Below are 20268 nucleotides of genomic sequence, written 5' to 3'. Positions count from 1 at the left end.
GTGCTCAGCCGGTGCGCGGTGCCCGGGCCGCCTCGTCCGCCTCTTCCCGGATGTAGCCGAACACCTGGCGCAGCGGCTCCCCGGGGAAGGCCTCGCGGGCGGCGTCGTAGTCCCGGAGCCGGAAGGGCGCGGGGGTGATCGGGGTGAGCATGAGGAGCAGGGGCTGGATGCCGGCCTGGTGGTAGGCCGCCAGTTTGTGGTGGCCGTCGAGGAGGTAGGCGGCCATGGACTCCTCGTCGGGGCGCAGGGCCACCAGCGCGGGCCGCGCACCGTCCCTGATCCGCCGCGCGTAGCCGCGTACGGCCGCCGCGTCGGGCGGGGGCCAGCGGTCGGTGGTGAGCAGGGCGAGTTCCTCGTCGGGATACCAGTGCTCGATGTGCCCGGGGCGCGGGTGGACCAGCCGCAGCAGGTGCGGGGCCGGGGCCGCGGTCATCGCGTAGCGGCCGGGGGCGAGCAGGGAGAGCAGGGGCCGCAGCCGTTCCGGGTCCGGCGGCAGGACGTGCCCGGTGAGCGGGTCCACGGCGAGCTCCGGGGCGGCCAGCCATGCGGTGAGCGCCTTGACGTCGGCGGTGCCGGGCGCGTCCCGGCCGATGGCGCGCGAGGCCAGCCAGCCGACGCTGCCGTAGCCGTCGCAGCCCTCCAGCAGCACGGGCCGGCCCTTGAGGAGGAGCAGGCTGGCGCCGTCGTTCCCGGTGGCCTCGATGATGCCGAGGCCGTCGGGGACCTCGCACACGACGGCAACGGGGTTGGTGGGCACCGGCCCAGTCTGCCAGAGTGCGGAGCCGGGAGAGGAAGGGAGTCGCGGCGATGACCGAGGCGTGGGTGACCGGACTGGTCGACGGCATTCTGTACAACGCGATGTATCACAGCGACTGTTCGGAGCTCGACGACGAGCTGGCCCGGCACTATGCGCACGCCATGCGGGTGCAGCCCCTCAGCCGGGAGCCACTGCCCCGCCAGGCGGCGGGCCTGCGCGCGGTGGTCGCCTCCGACGAGGCGCTGGCGTCGAGGTTCGAGCCGTATCCGGGACGGCGCCCGTTCGGCGAGGCCGAGCTCCGCGACTTCCTGACCCGCATCGCGGACGAAGTCGACCGGGGCCACGTCCAAGGCGAACCGGAGGCGGACCGCCTCCCGGACGAACCCGGCCCGAACCGCATCCCGGACGGGCCCGGAGCCGAGCGCCCGAGGGGCCTGCGCGCGCTCCTTCGCCGCCGGGGGTGAACCCGGCCCCGGCCTGTGGCCGCGGCCCCGTCCCCCGCGTCGGGCGCCGGGCGCGTGCTCCGGCCCGCACGGTGCGTCGACCGGCGACACCCCTGGCGCGCGTCACTTCCGTGGCCCGGGTGTCGTTAGGCGCTCGGGGTTGACTCGGGGGTCGAAGGGATGACGGAATGCGGCAGTTTCCTCTGGAGATGCACGACATGGCGCCCGGACGGGTCGTCGAGTGGCGGTTGCGGTCCACGGCGGCACAGGCCGCTGCTCCGGGCGGCCCGGCGGCGGACAGGAGGGCTTCCTTCAACCAGGACAAGCACTTCACCGTCGCCGAGGAGAGCCGTGCGGCCGACGATCCCACCGCGTCGTGGATCGCGGTCACCTTCGAGGTGTCGGGCCCGCTGGACGAGGAGGCCCTGACCGGGTCGCTGCTGGCGTTCACGGGCCGGCACGAGGTGCTGCGCTGCGAGTTCCGGCGGCTGGCGGGCGAGTTGGCGTGCGCGCCGATCCCCGCCGACGAACTGGCCCTGGACACCGTGCGGGTGGCGGACTTCGACCGGACCGAGGAGCTCACCGGCTTCCTCGTCGAGCGGTTCAAGCGCAGCATCGACACCCTGTCCTGGCCCCTGTTCACGATGGGCGCGGTGCTCCGCGAGGACTCGGCCACGGTCTACCTCGCCTTCGACCACATCGTCTGCGACGGCATGTCGATGCCGATCGTGGTCCAGGAGGTGCAGAGCGGCTACGAGGCCCTGCGCCGCGGCGAGCGCCTCGACGCGGCGCCCGCGCCGAGCTATCTCGACTTCGCCGAGGAGCAGCGCGGCCGCTACCTGTCCATCGACGCCGAGGACGAACGCCTCGGCTATTGGAAGGAGTTCATGGCGCGCGGTGGGGGCGAGTTCTTCCCGCGGTTCCCGCTCGAACTGGGTGTGGAGCCGGGCCGCATGTACTCGATCGTCAACGAGGCCTCTCCGCTGCTGGACGCCGGCGAGGCCGAGGTGTTCGAGAAGGCGTGCCTGGCGGTCGACGGCAAGCCGTTCATGGGCGTGCTGGCCGCCGTCGCCGTCTGTCTGCGCGAGGCCGGCGGGCCGGGCGTCTACCGGGGGTTCATGCCGGTGAGCGAGCGCGGCCGCGCCGCGTGGACGAACTCGGTGGGCTGGTTCGTCAACACCATGCCCATCGAGTTCGACGCCTCGCCCGGCCGGGACTTCGAACAGGTCATGGCATCCGTGCGGGCCGGTTTCGGCGAGATGATCGGCCACGTCGACGTGCCCTTCGTGCGGGCCTGGGAGCTGCTGGCGCCCCGCGAGTTCGCCGCCCGCTCGTGGCCGTACCCGGTGAACTTCTTCTCGTACATCGACATGCGCAAGTGCCCGGGTGCCGAGCGCCACGAGGACTGGCGCCCCACCTCCCACGTGTGGTCGGCCCAGGCCAACGGCGCCTGTTCCTGGTTCCAGCGGGACGCGGACGGGCTGCACATGAACTCGATCTACTCGGACACCCCCGATGCCCGCCGGACCATGGACGGGTTCCTGGAGGCGCTGCGCGAGACGGTCCGGGAGATCGCCCGCCACGGCTCCTTCCGCCGGCCCATCGCGCTGACCCCGCCGCGCCGTCCGGTGGCGCGGACCCCGCTGGACGTGGCGGTGTTCGGCCGCCGCGGCTGAACGGGGGCTACGCGGCCCGGCAGCGCGCCTTCGGGGCGGCCCGGAGCAGGGCGACCCCGACGGCCGGGGCCCAGTAGACGAGCAGGGCGGCCGTCAGCGCGGTGGGGTATGGTCACGGCGGCGAGCGCGCCCGCCGCGATGCCGCTCCGCGAGGACCCGCCCGTAGGCGGCGGCCGCATCCGGGTCGAGCTCGGTGGCCGGCCGGGCCAGGTCGCGCACGGCGCCCGAGATGAAGGTGGCGAGCGCGATCAGCTCCCCGCGGTCCGCCCCCGGGCGGGCGAGCGGGCTCAGCAGGGCCTCGAACCAGGCGAGTTCGTTCGGTCCGACCGGGGCGCTGACCGTCGCGACCCGCACCATCCGGGGATGGCGGGCGTACGTCGACCAGAGCGCGTCGACCCAGGCTTCGACCTCGGCCCGCCACCCCGCCCCGGATGCTGCGGGCGGCCGGCCCGTGGCGGTGTCCACCATGGCCGCCACGAGCTGTCCGCGCCCGGGGACGTGCCGGTACAGGGCCATCGCGGTGCAGCCGAGTTCGCCGGCGACCCGCTGCATGGACAGGGCGTCCAGCCCCTCCGCGTCCACGACCGCGACGGCCGTGTCGATGATCCGGCGCGGGGTGAGGCGGGCGGGGCGGCCGGATTCCGGGCCGGCGGCAAGGGCAAGAGCGGTGCACCGCGCCGGGGGGCTGCTCGGGGGCGCTCCTCAGAGGCGGGCGGCTCGCTCGCGCAGGAGGGCCTGTTCGCGGGCGTTGCGGGTGAGCGAGGCGGCGCGTTCGAACTCCGCGCGGGCCTCCTGCGGGCGGCCGAGGCGTTCCAGCAGGTCGCCCCGTACGCTCGGCAGCAAGTGGTAGGCGCGCAGGGCCGGTTCCGCCGCCAGGGCGTCCACCAGCGGGAGCGCCGCCGCCGGGCCCTCGGCCATGGAGACCGCGACGGCCCGGTTGAGCTCGATCACCGGCGACGGCACCAGCAGGACGAGCCGTCCGTAGAGGGCGGCGATCGTCGCCCAGTCGGTGTCCTCGTACCGGACCGCGTCGGCGTGACAGCCGGCGATGGCGGCCTGGAGGGAGTAGGGTCCGGCGCCCGCGCGGTGCAGGGCTTCGACGCCGCGCCGGATCAGCAGACGGTTCCACTTGGACCGGTTCTGGTCGGCGAGCAGCACCGGCTCGCCGCCCGGTCCGGTGCGGGCGGCGATCCGGGAGGCCTGGAACTCCAGCAGCGCCGCCAGCCCGTGCACCTCGGGCTCCTTGGGCATCAGGCCGGCCAGCACGCGGGCCAGGCGCAGGGCGTCCTCGCACAGGGCGGGGCGGACGAGGTCGTCGCCCGCGGTGGCCGAGTACCCCTCGTTGAAGACGAGGTAGATGACCTCCAGCACGGAGGCGAGCCGCGCTTCGCGGTCGGCGCCGTACGGGACCTCGAAGGGCACGCCCGCCTTGGCGAGGGCCCGCTTCGCCCGGTCGATCCGCTGGGCGACCGTCGGCTCGGTGGAGAGGAAGGCGCGGGCGATCTCCTGGGTCGTCAGGCCGCCCATCAGGCGCAGGGTGAGCGCGATCCGGGCGTCCGTGGCCAGGACCGGGTGGCACGCGGTGAAGATCAGCCGCAGCAGGTCGTCATCGATGGACTCGGGGTCCGCGAGGCCGGCCCCGTCCTCCGGCGGCGGGACGTCCTCCAGGGTGCGGCCCACCTCCGCCAGCTTGCGCGCGTAGGTCTCCTTGCGGCGCACGAGATCGATGGCCCGGTGCTTGGCGGTCGCCGTCAGCCAGGCGCCCGGCTTGTCCGGGACGCCCGACACCGGCCACTGCTCCAGCGCCGCGACCAGCGCGTCCTGGGCGATCTCCTCGGCGATGCCGACGTCGCGCACGATGCGCGCGACGCTCGCGATGATCCGCGCCGACTCGATCCTGAACACCGCTTCGACCGCTCGGGTCGCATTCACTGCCGTCACGGCCACCCATCAGAGCAGCCGTGACGAGGCAGGGCAAACGGCGCGACCGGGCGCGGGGCGTCAGCTTCCGTCGAGCTGGCGGACCTCGGCTCCGACCGTCCAGTTCTCGGGGTGGGTCTCCAGGAAGCGCTTGGTCCACTCCAGCGCCTCGTCCTTGTCCTTGCACTGCATGAGGGCGTACCCGCCGATGACCTCCTTGGTCTCGGTGAAGGGGCCGTCCGTGTAGCTGAGCTTGCCGCCGGACCAGGTGACCCGGGTCCCCTCGGAGGTGGGGAGCAGTCCGGCGGTGTCGAGCATGACCCCGGCCTTGGTGATCTCCTCCATCAGTGCGCCCATGCGCTGCTCGAAGTCGGCGGGGAAGGGGGTGTCGGGCGTGAGGCTCTGCTCGTCGATGCGGATGAGCGAAAGGAAGCGCGGCATGGTGACTCCTCGGTCGGGGAGGGCGGTGGGGACTGTTTCCCCCCGCCTCTCACCCTTGCGTCGAACAGGAGGCGCCCGGATCGACAGCTCCCCGGAAAATTCTTCAAAGAATCTTCCGGGGCCGCCACCGGAGCAGTCGCGGACTTCCCCACGGGCTTCCCCACGGCTTCCCCACGGCTTCCCCGCGGGGTGCTACTGGCGAGTAGGATCGCCAGGCCCAGGCCCCTCCGAGAGGATCCTCCCCATGCCGCGCACCCCTTCCTCACCCCTGCTGCTCGCCGGCCTGCTGGCCGGTGCCGCGGTGGCGCACGCGGTCGCCCCGAAGCCCTTCGACGCGACCGTGCCGCGCTCGCTGCCCGGCAGCCCGCGCCAGTGGACGTACGCGAGCGGCGTGGCGGAGCTCGCGCTCGCCGCCGGGATCGCCCACCCGCGCACCCGGCGGGTCGCGGCGCTGGCGACGGCGGCGTTCTTCGTCGGCGTGTTCCCGGCGAACGTCAAGATGGCCAAGGACGCCCGCCGCCGCTCCCCCGTCGTACGGGCCGTGGCGCTCGCCCGGCTGCCGCTCCAGGTCCCGCTGGTGCTCTGGGCGCGCGAGGTCAGCCGGAACGCCGCGGGCTGATCTCCCGCCCGTCCGGTGCATCCGATCCGACGCACGCACCGGAAGAGCCGTTCAGAGCCCCCGGTCACACGTCGGCGGACCGGGGGCTCGGCCGTGTCGCGCCGCGCCGAGCGGTGCTCACGCGGGCCCGTCCGCCCGTGCTCAGCGGCTGTCGCCGGTCCAGTCCCAGTGGCCGGGGTCGGCCGCCCGCCGGCGGTAGTGGGCCCGGCCGCCCGCCCCGTAGCGCCCTATCTCCGTCGGGAGCCGGGCCTCCTCGCCGAGCTGCGCGGCGCTCCAGCCCGTGACGTCGAGCAGAAGCCCGTCGAGGGGGCCGCCGACGAGCTCGCCGTAGGCGTGCCCCGGAAGCGGCCCCGGATCGGGGTCGTCGTGGTCGGCGCCGTAGACCCGGCGCCGGAGCATCCTGTCGTCCATGCCGCCAGCTTCACAGACGCCACTGACAACGCCTTCCGGCGAGCGGCGATGATGGGGGACCACCTTCCGGACCACAGCACACGAAGCGGAGCACCACCCATGGCACGTCGGGTACACCAGCCACTGGAGGACCAGGAGTTCGACTTCATCCTCGGCATGACGGACGGGCCCGTGCTCGCCTACTTCTGCGGGACCTGGCCCAAGGCCCTCGACGCCTGCCGCTCGATGGACGCCGTGGTGGCCGAGCTGGCGCAGGAGTACGGGACGCGGCTGACGGCGGTGCGCGTGGACATCACCCGCTGTCCCGCGCAGACCAAGCGGTTCGAGGTGACGGGCGCCCCGACCGCCGTCCTCATCGCGGACGGAGCCGCGCTGGCGACCCAGGCCGGGCCGATGACCGCGGCCGAGCTCCGGTCGTTCCTGGACGCCCGCCTCTGACCCTTCGGCCCCGCCGTTGCGCCGTCCAGGCGAACGCGAGCAATCTGGCCGAAAGTCACATGGATCGGATAGGTGCCTGAGGCATGTAATGGTTCCGGCGAAACGGAACCATCGCGTGCGAGGTGCTGTATGTCCGAGAAGACCGTTGCCTTCCCCCAGGACCGGACCTGCCCCTACCACCCCCCGGCGGCCTACGAGCCCCTGCGGGCGGGCCGGCCGCTCTCCCGCGTCACCCTCTTCGACGGCCGCTCCGTGTGGGTGGTCTCCGGGCACGCCGAGGCGCGCGCCCTGCTCTCCGACGGACGGCTCTCCGCCGACCGGCAGAACGGCTCCTTCCCCACCCCCAACAAGCGGTTCAAGGGGCTCCAGAACCGCCGTACCGCGCTCATCGGCGTCGACGACCCCGTCCACAACACGCAGCGCCGGATGCTGATCCCGAGCTTCTCGCTGGGACGGACCGCCGCGCTGCGCCCCCGGATCCAGGAGACCGTGGACCGGCTGATCGACGCGATGGTCGCGGCGGGCCCGCGCGCCGAACTGGTCGGCGCCTTCGCGCTGCCGGTGCCGTCGATGGTGATCTGCGCGCTGCTCGGAGTCCCGTACGAGGACCACGAGTTCTTCGAGAACCAGTCGCGGCGGCTGCTGCGCGGGCCCGAGCTCGCCGACGTGGAGGACGCCCGCGAACAGCTGAACGGCTACCTGCGCGAACTCATCGGGCACAAGCGCCGGACCCAGGGCGAGGGACTGCTGGACGAGCTGGTCGCCCGGCGCCTGGAGACCGGCGAGACCGATGTCGAGGAGCTGGTCTCGCTGGCCGCGATCCTGCTGATCGCGGGGCACGAGACCACGGCCAACATGATCTCGCTCGGCACCTTCACCCTGCTCCGCCACCCCGAGCAGCTGGCCGAGCTGCGCGCCGAGCCGGCCCTGATGCCGTCGGCCGTGGAGGAGCTGATGCGGTTCCTGTCGATCGCGGACGGCATGCTCCGGGTGGCGACGCAGGACATCGAGATCGGCGGGGTGACCGTCCGCGCCGACGACGGGGTGATCTTCTCCACCTCCGTCATCAACCGCGACGAGGCCGTCTTCGAGCGGCCCGACGCCCTGGACTGGCGCCGGACCTCCCGGCACCACCTGGGCTTCGGCTTCGGCATCCACCAGTGTCTGGGCCAGAACCTGGCCCGCGCCGAGATGGAGATCGCGCTCGGCACCCTCTTCGACCGGCTGCCCGGACTGCGCCTCGCGGCGGATCCGGACACGATCCCCTTCAAACCCGGGGACACCATCCAGGGCATGGTCGAACTGCCCGTGGCGTGGTGAGCCCGGTGGCCCCGCGCGTCTCCATCGCCACGGACGTCTGCATCGGGGCCGGCCAGTGCGCCCTGACCGCGCCGGGCGTGTTCACCCAGGACGAGGACGGGCTGGGCGCCGTGCTCCCGGGCCGCGAGGACGGCGGCGGCAGCCCGCTGCTGCGGGAGGCGGCCCGGGCGTGCCCGGTGTCGGCGGTCACCGTCGAGGAGGGCGGGGGCGCCTGACCCACGGGCAGTGGGCAGTGGGCAGTGGGCAGCGGGCAGCGGGCAGCGGGCAGCGGGCAGCGGGCAGCGGGCAGCGGGCAGCGGGCAGCGGGCAGCGGGCAGCGGCTCAGTGTCCGGCGCCGCCCGAGTCGCCGAGGCGCTGGAGGCGGGCCTCGTCCAGGTCCAGTGCGTGCTGGGTGCGGTTGATGGTCTGCGATCCGTAGACGCCGGTCGAGCGGGCGGCCAGTACGGCGTCCCGCGCGGCCGCGATGACACCGAGCCGCAGGTCGACGTACTGCTCCCGCTCCCGCTCCCGCTCGCCGGCGCGCGCGGGAGCGGTCCCGGCCCGGTCCAGGCGGGCGTCCTCGCGGACCTTGGCGACGACGGCAGGCGCGTACGGGCTGCCGTCGGCCCGCGCGAGGCCGGGATCCTCCAGGACGGCCCGCCCGGCGGCGGAGACCTCGTCGAGCAGCCGCCGCTGCTCGTCCCGCAGCCGCTCCGGATCGTCGCCGGGGACCTTCACCGTCCGGATGACGGCGGGCAGGGTCAGCCCCTGGAGCAGCAGGGTGCCGGTGGCGACGACGAAGGCGATGAGCAGCAGTTGGGGGCGGTACGGGGTGTCCTCGGGCAGGGTCTGGGCGGCGGCGACGGTGATCGCTCCGCGCATGCCGGCCCAGGCGAGGGCCACTCCGCTGCGCCAGCCGAGGCTCTCGTTCACCTTGAAGTCCGCGTCGGCGGAGGCCCGGGTGACCCGGTCCTTCATCTGCTGGACGCGGCGGGGCGTCAGGGGCCCGCGCCCCCGAGACCTCTCCTCGGCCTCGGGGGCGCCGAGCCGGTCCATCAGCCAGTCGAGCCGCGGCTTCTTCTCGGCGGCCCGCCGTGCGTCCTTGCGCACGAAGGCGATGAGCGGGGCGACGAACACCATGCGCGCCACGATGACCAGGGCGGCGGCCGCGAGGCCGATGAGCAGGGCCCGCATGGCGCTGAGGCCATCGGCGGCGACGGCGTCGAGGAGGCTCTTGAGGCCGAGGCCCATCAGGAGAAAGATCGCGCTCTCGAGCAGGAAGGCGAGCGTGCGCCAGTTCATGGCTTCGGTCAGCCGGTCCTGCGCGCTGAGGAAGCGCGGGCTCTGATGGCCGGTGACCAGGCCCGCGACGACGACCGCGAGCACGCCGGAGGCGTGGAACTCCTCGGCGGGCAGAAAGGCGACGAAGGGCACGACGAAGGAGATCGCCGTGTTCAGCAGGCTGTCCCTCAGCATGGCCCGCACCCTGACGTTGACGAGGCCGACGCCGAGTCCGACCGCGCCCGCCACGGCCACGGAGAAGAGGAAGTTCCCGGCGACCCCGGCCAGGGACACGGTTCCGGCCATCGCCGCGATCGCGGAGCGCAACAGCACCAGCGCGGAGGCGTCGTTGACGAGGCCCTCGCCCTCCAGCATGGTCAGCAGCCGTGACGGCAGCCCGAGCTGCTTGCCCATGGAGGTGGCGGCGACCGCGTCGGTGGGGCTGACGACGGCGCCGAGGGCGAAGGCGGCGGGCCAGCCGAGCCCCGGCATGAGCCAGTGGAAGAGCCAGCCCGCGCCGAGGGTGGTGACGGCGACGAGCAGGACCGCGAGGCCGGTGATGGCGCCGAGGTTGCGGCGGAAGTCGGAGGCGGGCATGTTGACCGCCGCCGAGTAGAGCAGCGGAGGCAGCACGCCGGCGAGGACCCACTCCGGCTGGATGGCGAGCACCGGCACGCCCGGGACGAAGCTGAGGGCGATGCCGACGACCACCAGGCTCAGCGGGGCGGCGAGCCCGAGCCGCTTCGAGAAGGCGGCGACGGCGACGATGCTGATGACGCCGACGATCAGGACGAGGGTCGTTTCCATACGCGGTGCAGGCCCTTAGCGGTGTTCGGGGACGATTTGTCCACCGTACGCCCGCAGGTTGTACCGAGGCAAAAATTGAGCGATTCCACTTTTGACGGAACCGACCCCCGGCCGGCTGCCCGCCCGACCGACTACCCGGCGGGGGCCTCGGCGGGGGCCTCGGCGGGCGCCGGCAGCGAGGTGACCGCCTCGCGCTCCAGCGCCAGCGCGCCGTCCACCAGCTCCGCGCAGGCGTCGAAGAGCGCCCGCCGCCCGGCGGCGTCCGCTTCCGGGTCGGCCGTACGGGCCAGTTCGGCGAGCCCCGACCACTGCCGGCCGGACTCCCGGAAGAGGCCCGCCGCCTCCGCGTGGCCGGCCAGGTCGAGGAAGTCCGCGTACAGCGGCCGGGTGGCGCCCGGGGCGGTCCACTCCTCCTCCAGGCAGGAGTGCAGCCGCCCGGCGCCCACCGCGAAGGCCTCGGGGGTGGCGAACCGCCGCTCCCAGCCCGTCTTGGTCGTGGTGTCGCGCAGCTGCGCGGCGAACTTCTCCATGCCGGAGAAGCCGAAGTTGACGTCGAAGTGGTTGCCGAGCACGGGCCCGGTGAGCCGGGAGACCGTCGCGGCGATCGCCGCGTCGAGGTCCGGCTCGGCGGCGGGCTTGCCGGTGGTCACCACCATCTGGTGGCGGCCCTTCTTGTGCCCGGACCAGGCGGCGCCGAACTCCTCCCGGCCGATCGCGTACGGCGTCTCGGCCCCGTCCGCGCCGTCCTCGACGTAGTAGGTGTCCCCGTCGTAGCCGACGACGACGACCACGTACGGATCGGCGGCGGCCAGCTCCGCCATCGGGGCGGGACGGTGCCAGGGCAGACCCGACCGGTCGACCGTGCAGAACACCGGGGCGCCCGCGTCGAGCGCGGCCTCGACCCGGTTCCAGCGCGGCTTGGCGCTGCGGGTGGCCTCATACGGGATGTTCAGGCGGCCGAGGGCGACCTGGACCCAGGGGTCGGGGTGGGCCTGGGCGACGATCGTCGGCATCGGCGGGCGGCCGGCGTACTCGAACACGAAGTACATGAAGCCGATGCCGCCCGCCAGGCCCGCGACCAGGGCCTCATCGTGCACGCTGCCGAGCGCGTGCCGGATCAGCGTGGCCTCGCGGTGGCGTCCGGGGGCGAAGTCTTCATATACGAGCGCAGTCATGCGGTCAGCGTAGCCGCGCCGCGGACCGCCGGCCGCGACGGAACTTCCTGTACAGTTGTCCAGGAAGTCGGACGGACCGGCCTCGCTCGCCCCCACCCAGGGAGGTGGCCGTGCACACGGTCGCATCGATCCTCATCGGCCTCGTCGCCGCGCTCCACGCGTACTTCCTGGTCCTGGAGATGTTCCTGTGGCAGCGTCCGCCCGGCCGGGCGCTGTCCGGCTTCGACGCCGACACCGCCCGCCTGACCGCCCCGCTCGCCGCCAACCAGGGCCTGTACAACGGCTTCCTCGCCGCCGGCCTGGTCTGGTCGCTCGTCATCGACTCGCTCGCCACGCAGATCTTCTTCCTCGTCTGCGTGATCGTCGCCGGGGTGTACGGGGCCGCGACGGCCAACCGCCGGATCCTGATCGCCCAGGCCCTGCCCGGCGCCCTCGCCCTGGGCGCGGCGCTGCTCGCCGCGTGACGCCCGGCCGGCCGGACGCGGAGCCGGCGGCCATCGCGGAGCCTGCACCCGACGCGCATCCGGCATCCGCCGCGGCGGCCGCACCCTCCGCCGCGGCCGCCGTCCCGCGCACCGATCCCCGGACCGCCCGCACCAAGGCGCGGCTGCGCGAGAGCCTCCTCGCGGAGTGCGCGGAGCGGCCGCTCGGCGAGGTGGGCGTCTCGGCGGTGGTCCGCCGGGCGGGCGTCGGCCGCGCCACCTTCTACCTCCACTACGAGGACCTCACCGCGCTCGCGGTGGACGCGTGCGCCGAGGTCGTGCACGCGGCCGTGGACGCCCTGCACGCCTGGCAGGACGACCCCGCCGCGCTCCCGCCGGCCCGGCCGCCGCGCGCGCTCGCCGACTTCCTCGCGGGCGCGGCCGAGCGCTCCCCGCTCTACCGCACGCTGCTCCTGCCGGGCGGCGGGGGCCCGCTCGGCGAGCGCCTGTACCGGGAACTGCGCGCCCGCAGCCGCGCCGAACGCGCGGCGGTGGGAGCGCCCCGCCCCGACCTGGTCGCCTCGGCGGTGGCCGCCACCTTCACCGCCGTCCTCGCGGACTGGCTGCACGGCGGCCTCCCGGCGGACCTGGCGGACCCGGCCGAACTGGCGGAGCGGATCTGGCCGCTCCTCGGCGCCCTGCACCGGGCCGGGTAGTGCCGTGGCCGGCGCACCTTGCCGGCCACGGCACCAGCGGGGGCGCCCGCGCCCGGTCGCCCGCCTCGGGCTCGGCGCCCGCTCAGGCCTTCCGCTGGCCGCTCAGGCCTTCCCGTGGCCACTGAGGTCGCTCAGGCCGGTCTCCTCCATGACCCGGGCGACGGTGCCCTCCAGCGAGTCCGCGGCGCCGACGACCGTTTCCCAGTCCCCGGGCAGCAGGTCGAGCGGCCGGTACCACTCCCGCATCTCCGCCTCGCCGTACTCCCCCGCCCCGGGCTTGCCCGCGTGGCGGCGAAGGGTCTCCTCGAAGGGCACGTCGAGGTAGTAGAAGTGCGTCCGCCCCCGGTGGGCCCGGCGCAGGGCGTCGAGCATGGGGCCGTAGCGGTCCGCGTGGAGGATCCCCTCGACGACCACGTGGAAGCCGTGGTCCAGCCCGTAGCGGGCCACGCTGCCGATGAGCCCGATGTTCGCCGCGCCGGGCGCGTCCCGCTCGCGCAGGACCACCCGCCGCAGATTGTCCTGGCCCACGAGGGCGACGCCCCGGCCGTGGCGGTCGCGGATCGCCTCCGCGACGGAGGACTTGCCCGAGGCGGAGTTGCCGCGCAGCACGATCAGCCGGGTGTCCGGCGTGCCCGTCATCATCGGGCCCACGCTACCTGCCGGTCCGGACGTGCGTGGGCCCCGCCGGCGCGGCCGGCGGGGCCCACGGTCACGGACCGGGCTCGTGAAGTGGCGGCAGTGCTGTGACCCGGTGAGCCTTTCCGGTCACAGCACTAGCCGATGGCGACCACCTGCTCCGCCTGGGGTCCCTTCGGCCCCTGCGTCACGTCGTACTCGACCTTCGCGCCCTCCGCCAGCTCCTTGAAGCCGGTCGTCTGGATTGCGGAGAAGTGCACGAACACGTCGGGGCCACCGTCGTCCTGCTGGATGAAGCCGAACCCCTTCTCGGAGTTGAACCACTTCACGATGCCAGTTGCCATCTGTACTGATCCTTCACAACGTTCCACCGGCCGCACACGCGGCCGGACCCGATCCTGCCCATTGATCGGCCCGAGCACACGCCAAGCGCGGCCAACCGGGGTGCTTCCGGATATTCGAACTTTTCTCCGCCCCGTCCGTGAAAAGGGGGAGCGGCCTCCGTACGGGCCTTCAGGCGCCGCTGTCCGCGGCGGGCAACGACGCGGCGGACCGGGACCGAGGGGTTGCCGCGAGGGCCCGGCGCGCCCCGCTGACCCGGCAGCCGAGGCAGTCGGCATGGCCGCCGTGCGCGACGGTGTCGCGGACCCGCCAGTCCCACTGGTCCTCCGGGCGGGGGCCGCTCGGCTTTCCCCAGCCGGCGAGGTGGAGCAGCCAGGTGGCGAGCCCCGCGACCGCGACGATCCCGAGGCCGATCCAGATGCCGGGGGCCCAGGACGCACACAGGGCCGCGCCGGCCGCCGTACAGCCCACGAGGGCGATCGCCGTACCGGTCCAGCCGGCCAGGGTGTGGCCGAGGTCTACATGGCCGTGAGCGCTCATCGTTCTCCCCTGCGTTCAGTAGGCTCGCAAGGCGTTCTCTCACGGAGAAAGCCATTTATCTCACGAGCTAAGTAATTTAGATGCTAAGGAGTATCCGCGTGCAGGGCAAGCCCCGCCCCGCGGCCACGGTCCAGGAGGCGCTCTCGCGCATGGACCGGTACGTCGCCCTCGGCATCATCGGCCAGCAGGAGGTGGCGCAGCTGCTGGGGCTGAACGTCACGGACCTCACCTGCCTGGGCCACATCCTTGGCGCCGGGGAGAGCCCTCTCGGCGCGGGCGACCTCGCCGAGCTCACGAACCTCACCACCGGAGCCGTGACCGGGGTCCTCAACCGCCTGGAGCGCGCCGGGTACGCGAGCCGGCAGCCCGACCCCGCCGACCGGCGCCGGGTGCGGGTCGTCGCCGACCCGGCCGCCGCCGCCCGGGTCTTCGCCGTCTACGAGCCCTTCTACGCACGGCTCGGCGCGGTGTTCGCCGAGTACTCCCCCGATGAGGTCGCCGTCATCGCGGACTGGTTCGGGAGGGCGACGGCCGAGGTCACCGCCCATCTGGACCGCGTGCGGGCCGGCGAACTCGGGCCCGTCACCCCTTAGACCCGATGGTAAAATTTGCCTTTTCGCGATTTTCGCGACGTTCACGTCGCATTCTCGAACGTTTTGTACGTCTTATACGTCTTGCACGTCTCACGGAAGGTTCTGCATGAAGAACCCGTCAGCTCATGGGCGCTTCGGCATCAAGGCCGGAGCCAAGGCAGGCTCGAAGGGCGGTGCGAAGGGCGGCGGCAAGACCCCCCGGACCCTCGGCCCCCAGGGCGAGTACTCCATGCCCCGGACGACCACGCCGGCGCTGCCGCCGGTCGAGGCCTTCTCGGAGCTCGGCCTGCCCCCTGAGCTGGTGACGACGATGGCCGACCAGGGAGTGGCGGAGCCCTTCCCCATCCAGGCGGCGACCCTCCCCAACTCCCTCGCGGGCCGCGACATCCTGGGCCGCGGCCGCACCGGCTCGGGCAAGACGCTCGCCTTCGGCCTGGCCATGCTCGCCCGCACGGCGGGCCAGCAGGCAGATCCGAAGCGGCCGCTCGCCCTGGTCCTCGTACCGACGCGCGAACTGGCGCAGCAGGTGACCGAGGCCCTGGCCCCGTACGCGCAGGCCCTCAAGCTGCGCATGGCCACGGTCGTCGGCGGCCTGTCGATCGGCAAGCAGACGGGCGCGCTGCGCACCGGCGCGGAGATCGTGGTGGCCACCCCCGGGCGGCTCAGCGACCTGATCGGGCGGCGCGACGTCCACCTCGAGCGCGTGAAGATCGTGGTCCTCGACGAGGCCGACCAGATGTGCGACATGGGGTTCATGCCGCAGGTCACCGAGATCCTCGACCAGGTGCACCACGCCGGCCAGCGGATGCTATTCTCCGCCACCCTGGACCGCAACGTGGACCAGCTGGTCCAGCGGTACCTGAAGGACCCCGTCGGGCACTCCGTGGACCCGCAGTCCGCTTCGGTGTCCACGATGGACCACCACGTGCTGCACATCCACGCGGCCGACAAGGTCTCGGCCGCGACCGAGATCGCGGCGCGCGAGGGCCGGGTGCTGATGTTCCTGGACACCAAGCACGGCGTCGACCAGTTCGTGAAGCACCTGCGGGCCATGGGCGTACGGGCCGAGGGGCTGCACAGCGGGAAGTCGCAGCCGCAGCGCACCCGGACGCTCGGGCAGTTCAAGGACGGCCTGCTGAACGTCCTGGTCGCGACCAACGTCGCCGCGCGCGGCATCCACATCGAGGACCTCGACCTCGTGGTCAACGTGGACCCGCCGGCCGACAGCAAGGACTACCTGCACCGGGGCGGCCGCACGGCGCGGGCCGGCGAGTCCGGCAAGGTCGTCACCCTGGTCACCCCGAACCAGCGCCGCGACATCGTCCGGCTGATGGCCGACGCCAAGATCCGGCCGACCATCACCCAGGTCCGCTCCGGCGAGGCGGCCCTGAGCCGGATCACCGGGGCGAAGGCCCCGTCCGGGGTCCCGCTGGCCGGCGCCGCCGCGACCGACGCCAAGGGCCGGCCTTCGGGCACGGACCTCGGCTTCCGCGGGATCGGCACCCGGCCCGGGCGGCCCGGGAAGGGCAAGGAGTCCCGCAAGACCATCGAGGCGAGGCAGGCCGCGGAGGCCCGCGCGGCGGCCCGGGTGCGGCGCGGCACGAAGTAGCGGACCCCGGTCCGCGACCGTGACCCCGGGGTGCGCAGACCGCACCCCGGGGTCACAGCACTAGGTACGGTCACGGCGCTAGGTGACGGAGGCCCGCCGCAGCAGCCGTTGGGCCGCCGCGTTGCGGACGCGGCGGGTACGGCCTTCGGCAGCGAGCAGCCGCAGGGCCTCTTCCACGTGCAGGGACTGGGATGCCGTGCGTTGACACCAGTCAGAGGACTCCAGGAGCTCCTCCCGGGACCAGGGCTCGCCCCGCGTGACCGCCTTCAGCAGGGTCCACTCCCGCAGCCGGCGGGCCGCGAAGGTGCGGCCGCCGAGGGCCGCGCCCATGGCCTGCGCCCAGGCGGGGAAGGAATCGTCGGCCAGCAGCCGCACCGCCCGCCGGTCCAGGTGGGTGACGACCGCGCTCTCGGCCATCACCGGATCCGGGTCGCGCAGGACCGCGGCCACGACTTCGGCCTCCTCCGGCTCGCCGGAGGCGGCGGCCAGCGATTCCAGGTGCCGGGCGTAGCGCCAGTGCTCGGACGGCACGTCCTCCTCGGACGTGTCCTCGGCCTCGTTCACCGGGCTGCCTCCTGAGGTATCCGGTAGTCGTCTCTCCCCATGCGGCCATTCCACACGACCCCGGTGAACGGTCGGCGGTCAGGGTGGCACCGAAGCGTGAGGGTGGCACCGGAGCATCAGCCGTCCGCCGTCAGCCCTGCGCGTCGTGGGATTCGTAGCCGCCGGAGCCCTGTTCGCTCGTGTGGCCCTGTTCCGGCAGCGGAGCACCGGTCTCCAGGAGGGTCTTGAGGCTGGACGCGAGCATCGGCCAGGCCCGGCTGCACATGCCCAGGAGCGTGCCGCCCGGTTCGAAGTTCTCGTGGAGGACGGTCAGCCGCGCGAGCGTGTCGCCGACCGGCTCGATCTCGTACGTCACCTTCGTGCGCCGCTCGCCCGCCAGTCGGGCGCGCAGTTCCTCGGAGATGCCGGCGGACGCCGCCCACTGCGGGGTGAAGGTGTGCCAGGTGTAGGAGAGCCGCCGGTGCGGCACGCACTCCAGGACCACCTGCTCCGGATCGCTGGTCCGAGCCCCGCGCTCGACCCAGTCCATGGTCGATCCCACCCGCCAGTCCGTCTCGAACCCGAGCCCCCAGTAGCGGCGGGTGAACGCGGGCTCGGTCAGGGCCTGCCACACCCGGGCGGGGTCGGCCTGGACGTACAGGGTGTAGGTGAACTCAGTCTCGCTCATCCCTCCATGCTGCGGGACCGCGGCCCGCGGATCCGGGATTGAGCCGCACCGTGCCCGGCGGCCGCGGTACGCCGGCGGCCCCCGGGGCGGCCGCCGCGGAGGCGGCCGGCCAGGGAGTCACCAGCGGCAGCCCTCCGGGGGGAGTTCGCGCCATGGCAACCAGCACCGCGTTGTAGCCCATCAGTCCCTGGGCGACGCCCGCGGCCGGGGCGATGGCCTGCGTCGGCAGTGCGACTGGTCTGCCCGTCTCCTGGATGCTTGGCGCCCCGGCCGCGGGCGTCGCCCAGGGACCGATGGGCTACAACGCGGTGCTGGTTGCCATGGCGCTGTGCGGGGTGTTCGTCGCTCCCAGCGCCCTCAGCTTCGTCTCCCCGGTCGCGGGCCCCGGCGCGCTGACCGGCGTACGGCCCCGGTCCGGGGGCGGGGAGGCGGTTCGGGAGGCGGCCCCGCTACCGGCAGACTGCGGGGATGCTTGAGACCTCCGCACGGCTGCTGCGCCTGTTGTCGCTGTTGCAGGCCCATCGGGAATGGACCGGGGCCGATCTGGCCGACCGCCTCGGGGTCACCCCGAGGACCGTGCGGCGCGACGTGGACCGGCTGCGCGGGCTCGGCTACCCGGTGAACGCCAGTCCGGGCACCGGGGGCGGCTACCAGCTGGGCGCCGGGGCCGAGCTCCCGCCGCTGCTGCTCGACGACGACGAGGCCGTCGCCGTCGCCGTGGGGCTGCGCACGGCCGCCGGGAACGGCGTCGAGGGGATCGGGGAGGCCTCCGTACGGGCCCTGGCCAAGCTGGAGCAGGTGCTGCCGACCCGGCTGCGCGGGCGGGTGTCGGCGCTGAACCGGTTCACCGTGCCGCTGCTGAGGGGGCCGGACGCGGCGACGGTCGACCCCGCCGTGCTGACCGAGCTGGCGGGTGTCTGCCGCGACGCCGAGCGGCTGCGCTTCGGCTACCGGGACCACGGGGGCGCCGTCACCCGCCGCACCGTCGAACCGCACCGCCTGGTGTGCACCGAGCGCCGCTGGTACCTCGTCGCATGGGACCTGGACCGGTCGGACTGGCGGACCTTCCGGGCCGACCGGATCGAGCCCAGGCCCCCGCACGGCCCGCGCTTCACCCCGCGCCCGGCGCCCGCCGAGGACCTCGCCGCGTACGTCTCCCAGGGCATCGGACAGCGGGCGTACGCGGCCCGTGCGGTGGTCCGGCTGCGGGTGCCGGCGGAGCGGGCCGCGCAGATCATCAAGGGGAGCGACGGGGTCCTGGAGCCCCTCGACGAGGAGAGCTGCCTCCTGCGGACGGGGGCGGTGAACCTCGATGTCCTGGTGATTCACATCATGCTGATCGGGTGTGAGTTCGAAGTCGTCGAACCGGTCGGGCTGACGGACCGGATCAGGGCCGCGCGAGATCTCCTCAGCAGGTCCCTGGAACCTTGGGAAGGACCCCGGGAAGTGAAGGATATGTAAGGAAACAGAGGGGGCCGGGCGCAGGATCCGGTCGGAATTCCGGGGAGTTCGAGCGAAATTCGACAGGGAATTTTCCCGGGCGTGTCGCGGGCCGGTAAAGAAATGCCCCGCCGAACTCGGAGGCGGAACGACTGTCGACAACTCGTGACACAAGCGTGACCCGGTACGGAGGAATCCCAGGGCGCGCCGCTGACGCCGGGTGCCCCCGGCGGCCGCACCGACGACGACGGCGGGCCCCGGTCGTCGACCGGGGCCCGCCGTGGACGCGGAAGGTGTGCGTACCGTCCGGACTAGCCGCCCGTGGCCGGGCGGGCCGCCGTGCCGCGCGAGGCGGCGCGCTCGGAGTGGGCCGGGCGGCGGCTGCCGGCCGGGGTGGCCGGGGTCCGCTCGGAGCGGATCAGGTGCGGCCGGGCGGCGAGGTGCACGGCCGGGCGGGCCGCCGGGTGGTGCGCGGCGGGCAGGGCGGGCGCGGCGGCCGGCTCCTGCGGCTGTGCCGGTCCCGCGGGCTCCGCGGCCGGCTCCGCGGCGCGCCGCAGGTGCCACTTGCCACCGGCGGAGAGCAGCGGGACGAGCAGGCCGGTGAGGGCCTCGGGGACCTGTCCGGCCTCCACGAGGGAGCGCAGCCGGGCGCGCACCTCGAACACGTACGCCTCGACCTGGGCGATGAGCGGCTCGCACCACGGCAGGGCCAGGAGGACGAGCAGACCGGCGGACCAGCCGAGCAGCACGTCGCTGACCCAGTGGGTGCCGAGGTACACGGTGGTGGCGCCGACGCTCAGCGAGACCACGGCGGACACCACGGACAGCACGCGCCGGGTGACCACGGTGGAGGCCAGGTAAGCCAGGATTCCCCAGGTCACGACGGCGTTGGCGGTGTGGCCGGAAGGAAATATATCGCCGCCCGCGAAGAGCTCGGCGGAGCCGATCTGCGTCGCGTAGTGGGGGCCGAGCCGGCCGAGGCCGAGCTTGACGGCGCCGACGGTGATGTTGAGCAGCAGCAGCGCCATGCCGAGGGTGATCAGCGGGCGCAGGGTGTGCTGGCGCCAGGAGCGCCAGCCGAGCCAGGCCGCGACCATGACGGCCGTGGGTCCGCGCTGGCCCAGGACGACGAGGTAGTCGAGGAAGGCGTGCAGCTGCGGCCACTGCTCGTAGGGCCGGAAGAACATGACCTGCCAGTCCAGCCGCACGAGCCAGGAGGTGGTCAGGACCGCGACGACGATCGCGAGGTAGAAGGCGAGGGTCGCTCCGAGGAGCACGACGCGGTGCCGGCTCATCCGCGGTGTTTGCAGATGAGCCGGTCGCTCTGGTTCCCGGTCCAGCCGGGCGAACACCCGCTCCAGTCTGGGCAGGATTTGGTCGGTACGCACTCAATCGACGTTACCGCGCGCCGATGCGCACCCCGGTCGAATCGCGGGCTTTGTGATGACCATGTGATGTGGAGTTGGTCTCAC

General features: G+C 73.6%; 25 protein-coding genes. 12 read left to right on the top strand and 13 right to left on the bottom strand.

Going from position 1 to position 20268, the window contains the following annotated elements; genetic code table 11:
* Positions 1–4: 4 nt before the first annotated feature.
* Positions 5–757 (bottom strand): hypothetical protein, encoded by a 753-nt coding sequence (locus DRB96_RS17155; protein WP_112449257.1) that lies wholly within the window; start codon positions 755–757, stop codon positions 5–7.
* Between the two features lie 50 nt (positions 758–807).
* Between DRB96_RS17155 and DRB96_RS17150 the strand changes: the two genes are divergently transcribed.
* Together DRB96_RS17150 and DRB96_RS17145 are read left to right on the top strand one after the other, a co-directional pair.
* Positions 808–1221 carry a hypothetical protein gene (locus DRB96_RS17150; RefSeq protein ID WP_112449256.1) on the top strand — a complete coding sequence of 138 codons (414 nt, stop codon included), beginning with the start codon at positions 808–810 and terminating at the stop codon, positions 1219–1221.
* Positions 1222–1388: 167 nt separating this feature from the next.
* Positions 1389–2876, top strand: coding sequence for a condensation domain-containing protein (locus tag DRB96_RS17145; RefSeq protein ID WP_112449255.1), 1488 nt, complete (start codon positions 1389–1391; stop codon positions 2874–2876).
* 93 nt (positions 2877–2969) lie between these two features.
* Here DRB96_RS17145 and DRB96_RS17140 read toward each other — a convergent pair whose 3' ends face one another.
* From DRB96_RS17140 to DRB96_RS17130, 3 genes are all read right to left on the bottom strand, one after another.
* Entirely contained in the window at positions 2970–3479 is a 510-nt protein-coding gene (locus tag DRB96_RS17140) for a TetR family transcriptional regulator (RefSeq protein ID WP_275432075.1), read from the bottom strand.
* A gap of 99 nt (positions 3480–3578) precedes the next feature.
* The gene (locus DRB96_RS17135; protein WP_112449253.1) at positions 3579–4808 is read right to left on the bottom strand and encodes an RNA polymerase sigma factor; all 1230 of its coding nucleotides are present in this window, start codon (positions 4806–4808) and stop codon (positions 3579–3581) included.
* 69 nt (positions 4809–4877) lie between these two features.
* Positions 4878–5237: a YciI family protein gene (locus DRB96_RS17130; protein WP_112449252.1), complete on the bottom strand. Its 360-nt coding sequence runs from the start codon at positions 5235–5237 to the stop codon at positions 4878–4880.
* 244 nt (positions 5238–5481) lie between these two features.
* On the opposite strand from DRB96_RS17130, the gene DRB96_RS17125 reads away from it, so the two are divergent.
* A complete protein-coding gene (locus DRB96_RS17125; RefSeq protein ID WP_112449251.1) occupies positions 5482–5856 on the top strand; it encodes a hypothetical protein in 375 nt (124 codons plus the stop codon).
* 141 nt (positions 5857–5997) lie between these two features.
* Here the strand turns inward: DRB96_RS17125 and DRB96_RS17120 are convergent, their stop codons facing one another.
* The gene (locus DRB96_RS17120) at positions 5998–6267 is read right to left on the bottom strand and encodes a hypothetical protein (RefSeq protein ID WP_112449250.1); all 270 of its coding nucleotides are present in this window, start codon (positions 6265–6267) and stop codon (positions 5998–6000) included.
* Between the two features lie 99 nt (positions 6268–6366).
* Here DRB96_RS17120 and DRB96_RS17115 point away from each other — a divergent pair, with 99 nt between their 5' ends.
* The 3 genes from DRB96_RS17115 to DRB96_RS17105 all read left to right on the top strand — a co-directional run bounded on the left by DRB96_RS17115 (position 6367) and on the right by DRB96_RS17105 (position 8240).
* On the top strand, positions 6367–6705 hold the full coding sequence (locus tag DRB96_RS17115; protein ID WP_112449249.1) for a thioredoxin family protein: 339 nt from the start codon (positions 6367–6369) through the stop codon (positions 6703–6705).
* A gap of 129 nt (positions 6706–6834) precedes the next feature.
* Entirely contained in the window at positions 6835–8025 is a 1191-nt protein-coding gene (locus DRB96_RS17110) for a cytochrome P450 (RefSeq protein WP_112449248.1), read from the top strand.
* Positions 8019–8240, top strand: a complete 222-nt coding sequence (locus tag DRB96_RS17105) for a ferredoxin (protein WP_239516121.1) — start codon at positions 8019–8021, stop codon at positions 8238–8240. Before DRB96_RS17110 ends, DRB96_RS17105 begins: the two co-directional genes overlap by 7 nt.
* Positions 8241–8346: 106 nt before the next feature.
* Here the strand turns inward: DRB96_RS17105 and DRB96_RS17100 are convergent, their stop codons facing one another.
* Together DRB96_RS17100 and DRB96_RS17095 are read right to left on the bottom strand one after the other, a co-directional pair.
* Positions 8347–10092: a cation:proton antiporter gene (locus DRB96_RS17100; protein ID WP_112449247.1), complete on the bottom strand. Its 1746-nt coding sequence runs from the start codon at positions 10090–10092 to the stop codon at positions 8347–8349.
* Positions 10093–10223: 131 nt separating this feature from the next.
* On the bottom strand, positions 10224–11267 hold the full coding sequence (locus tag DRB96_RS17095) for a BtrH N-terminal domain-containing protein (RefSeq protein WP_162688569.1): 1044 nt from the start codon (positions 11265–11267) through the stop codon (positions 10224–10226).
* 110 nt (positions 11268–11377) lie between these two features.
* On the opposite strand from DRB96_RS17095, the gene DRB96_RS17090 reads away from it, so the two are divergent.
* Positions 11378–11731 carry a DUF1304 domain-containing protein gene (locus tag DRB96_RS17090; protein WP_112449245.1) on the top strand — a complete coding sequence of 118 codons (354 nt, stop codon included), beginning with the start codon at positions 11378–11380 and terminating at the stop codon, positions 11729–11731.
* A 143-nt stretch (positions 11732–11874) separates the two neighbouring features.
* Positions 11875–12405, top strand: coding sequence for a TetR family transcriptional regulator (locus tag DRB96_RS17085; protein ID WP_239516778.1), 531 nt, complete (start codon positions 11875–11877; stop codon positions 12403–12405).
* Between the two features lie 102 nt (positions 12406–12507).
* Here the strand turns inward: DRB96_RS17085 and DRB96_RS17080 are convergent, their stop codons facing one another.
* The 3 genes from DRB96_RS17080 to DRB96_RS17070 all read right to left on the bottom strand — a co-directional run bounded on the left by DRB96_RS17080 (position 12508) and on the right by DRB96_RS17070 (position 13923).
* Positions 12508–13044 (bottom strand): kinase, encoded by a 537-nt coding sequence (locus DRB96_RS17080; RefSeq protein ID WP_112453487.1) that lies wholly within the window; start codon positions 13042–13044, stop codon positions 12508–12510.
* A 134-nt stretch (positions 13045–13178) separates the two neighbouring features.
* A complete protein-coding gene (locus DRB96_RS17075) occupies positions 13179–13385 on the bottom strand; it encodes a cold-shock protein (RefSeq protein ID WP_112449244.1) in 207 nt (68 codons plus the stop codon).
* A gap of 169 nt (positions 13386–13554) precedes the next feature.
* On the bottom strand, positions 13555–13923 hold the full coding sequence (locus tag DRB96_RS17070; protein ID WP_112449243.1) for an HGxxPAAW family protein: 369 nt from the start codon (positions 13921–13923) through the stop codon (positions 13555–13557).
* A 98-nt stretch (positions 13924–14021) separates the two neighbouring features.
* Here DRB96_RS17070 and DRB96_RS17065 point away from each other — a divergent pair, with 98 nt between their 5' ends.
* The gene (locus tag DRB96_RS17065; protein WP_112449242.1) at positions 14022–14516 is read left to right on the top strand and encodes a MarR family transcriptional regulator; all 495 of its coding nucleotides are present in this window, start codon (positions 14022–14024) and stop codon (positions 14514–14516) included.
* A gap of 229 nt (positions 14517–14745) precedes the next feature.
* Positions 14746–16125 (top strand): DEAD/DEAH box helicase, encoded by a 1380-nt coding sequence (locus tag DRB96_RS17060; protein ID WP_239516777.1) that lies wholly within the window; start codon positions 14746–14748, stop codon positions 16123–16125.
* Between the two features lie 78 nt (positions 16126–16203).
* Here DRB96_RS17060 and DRB96_RS17055 read toward each other — a convergent pair whose 3' ends face one another.
* Positions 16204–16689 (bottom strand): hypothetical protein, encoded by a 486-nt coding sequence (locus DRB96_RS17055; RefSeq protein WP_112449240.1) that lies wholly within the window; start codon positions 16687–16689, stop codon positions 16204–16206.
* 130 nt (positions 16690–16819) lie between these two features.
* Positions 16820–17356 (bottom strand): SRPBCC family protein, encoded by a 537-nt coding sequence (locus DRB96_RS17050; RefSeq protein WP_204357752.1) that lies wholly within the window; start codon positions 17354–17356, stop codon positions 16820–16822.
* Positions 17357–17535: 179 nt separating this feature from the next.
* On the opposite strand from DRB96_RS17050, the gene DRB96_RS17045 reads away from it, so the two are divergent.
* Entirely contained in the window at positions 17536–17832 is a 297-nt protein-coding gene (locus DRB96_RS17045; RefSeq protein ID WP_275432074.1) for an urea transporter, read from the top strand.
* Positions 17825–18817, top strand: coding sequence for a YafY family protein (locus DRB96_RS17040; protein ID WP_112449237.1), 993 nt, complete (start codon positions 17825–17827; stop codon positions 18815–18817). The genes DRB96_RS17045 and DRB96_RS17040 overlap by 8 nt, the downstream gene beginning before the upstream one ends.
* 290 nt (positions 18818–19107) lie before the next feature.
* On the opposite strand, the gene DRB96_RS17035 is transcribed toward DRB96_RS17040, so the two are convergent.
* Positions 19108–20184: a phosphatase PAP2 family protein gene (locus tag DRB96_RS17035; protein WP_112449236.1), complete on the bottom strand. Its 1077-nt coding sequence runs from the start codon at positions 20182–20184 to the stop codon at positions 19108–19110.
* Between the last annotated feature and the right edge of the window lie 84 nt (positions 20185–20268).

Origin of the sequence: Streptomyces sp. ICC1 (genome assembly GCF_003287935.1) — a bacterium.
GTDB classification, from domain to species: domain Bacteria; phylum Actinomycetota; class Actinomycetes; order Streptomycetales; family Streptomycetaceae; genus Streptomyces; species Streptomyces tritrimontium.
Note: the sequence above shows the minus strand (reverse complement) of the source record. Positions and strands in the feature narration are given on the sequence as shown.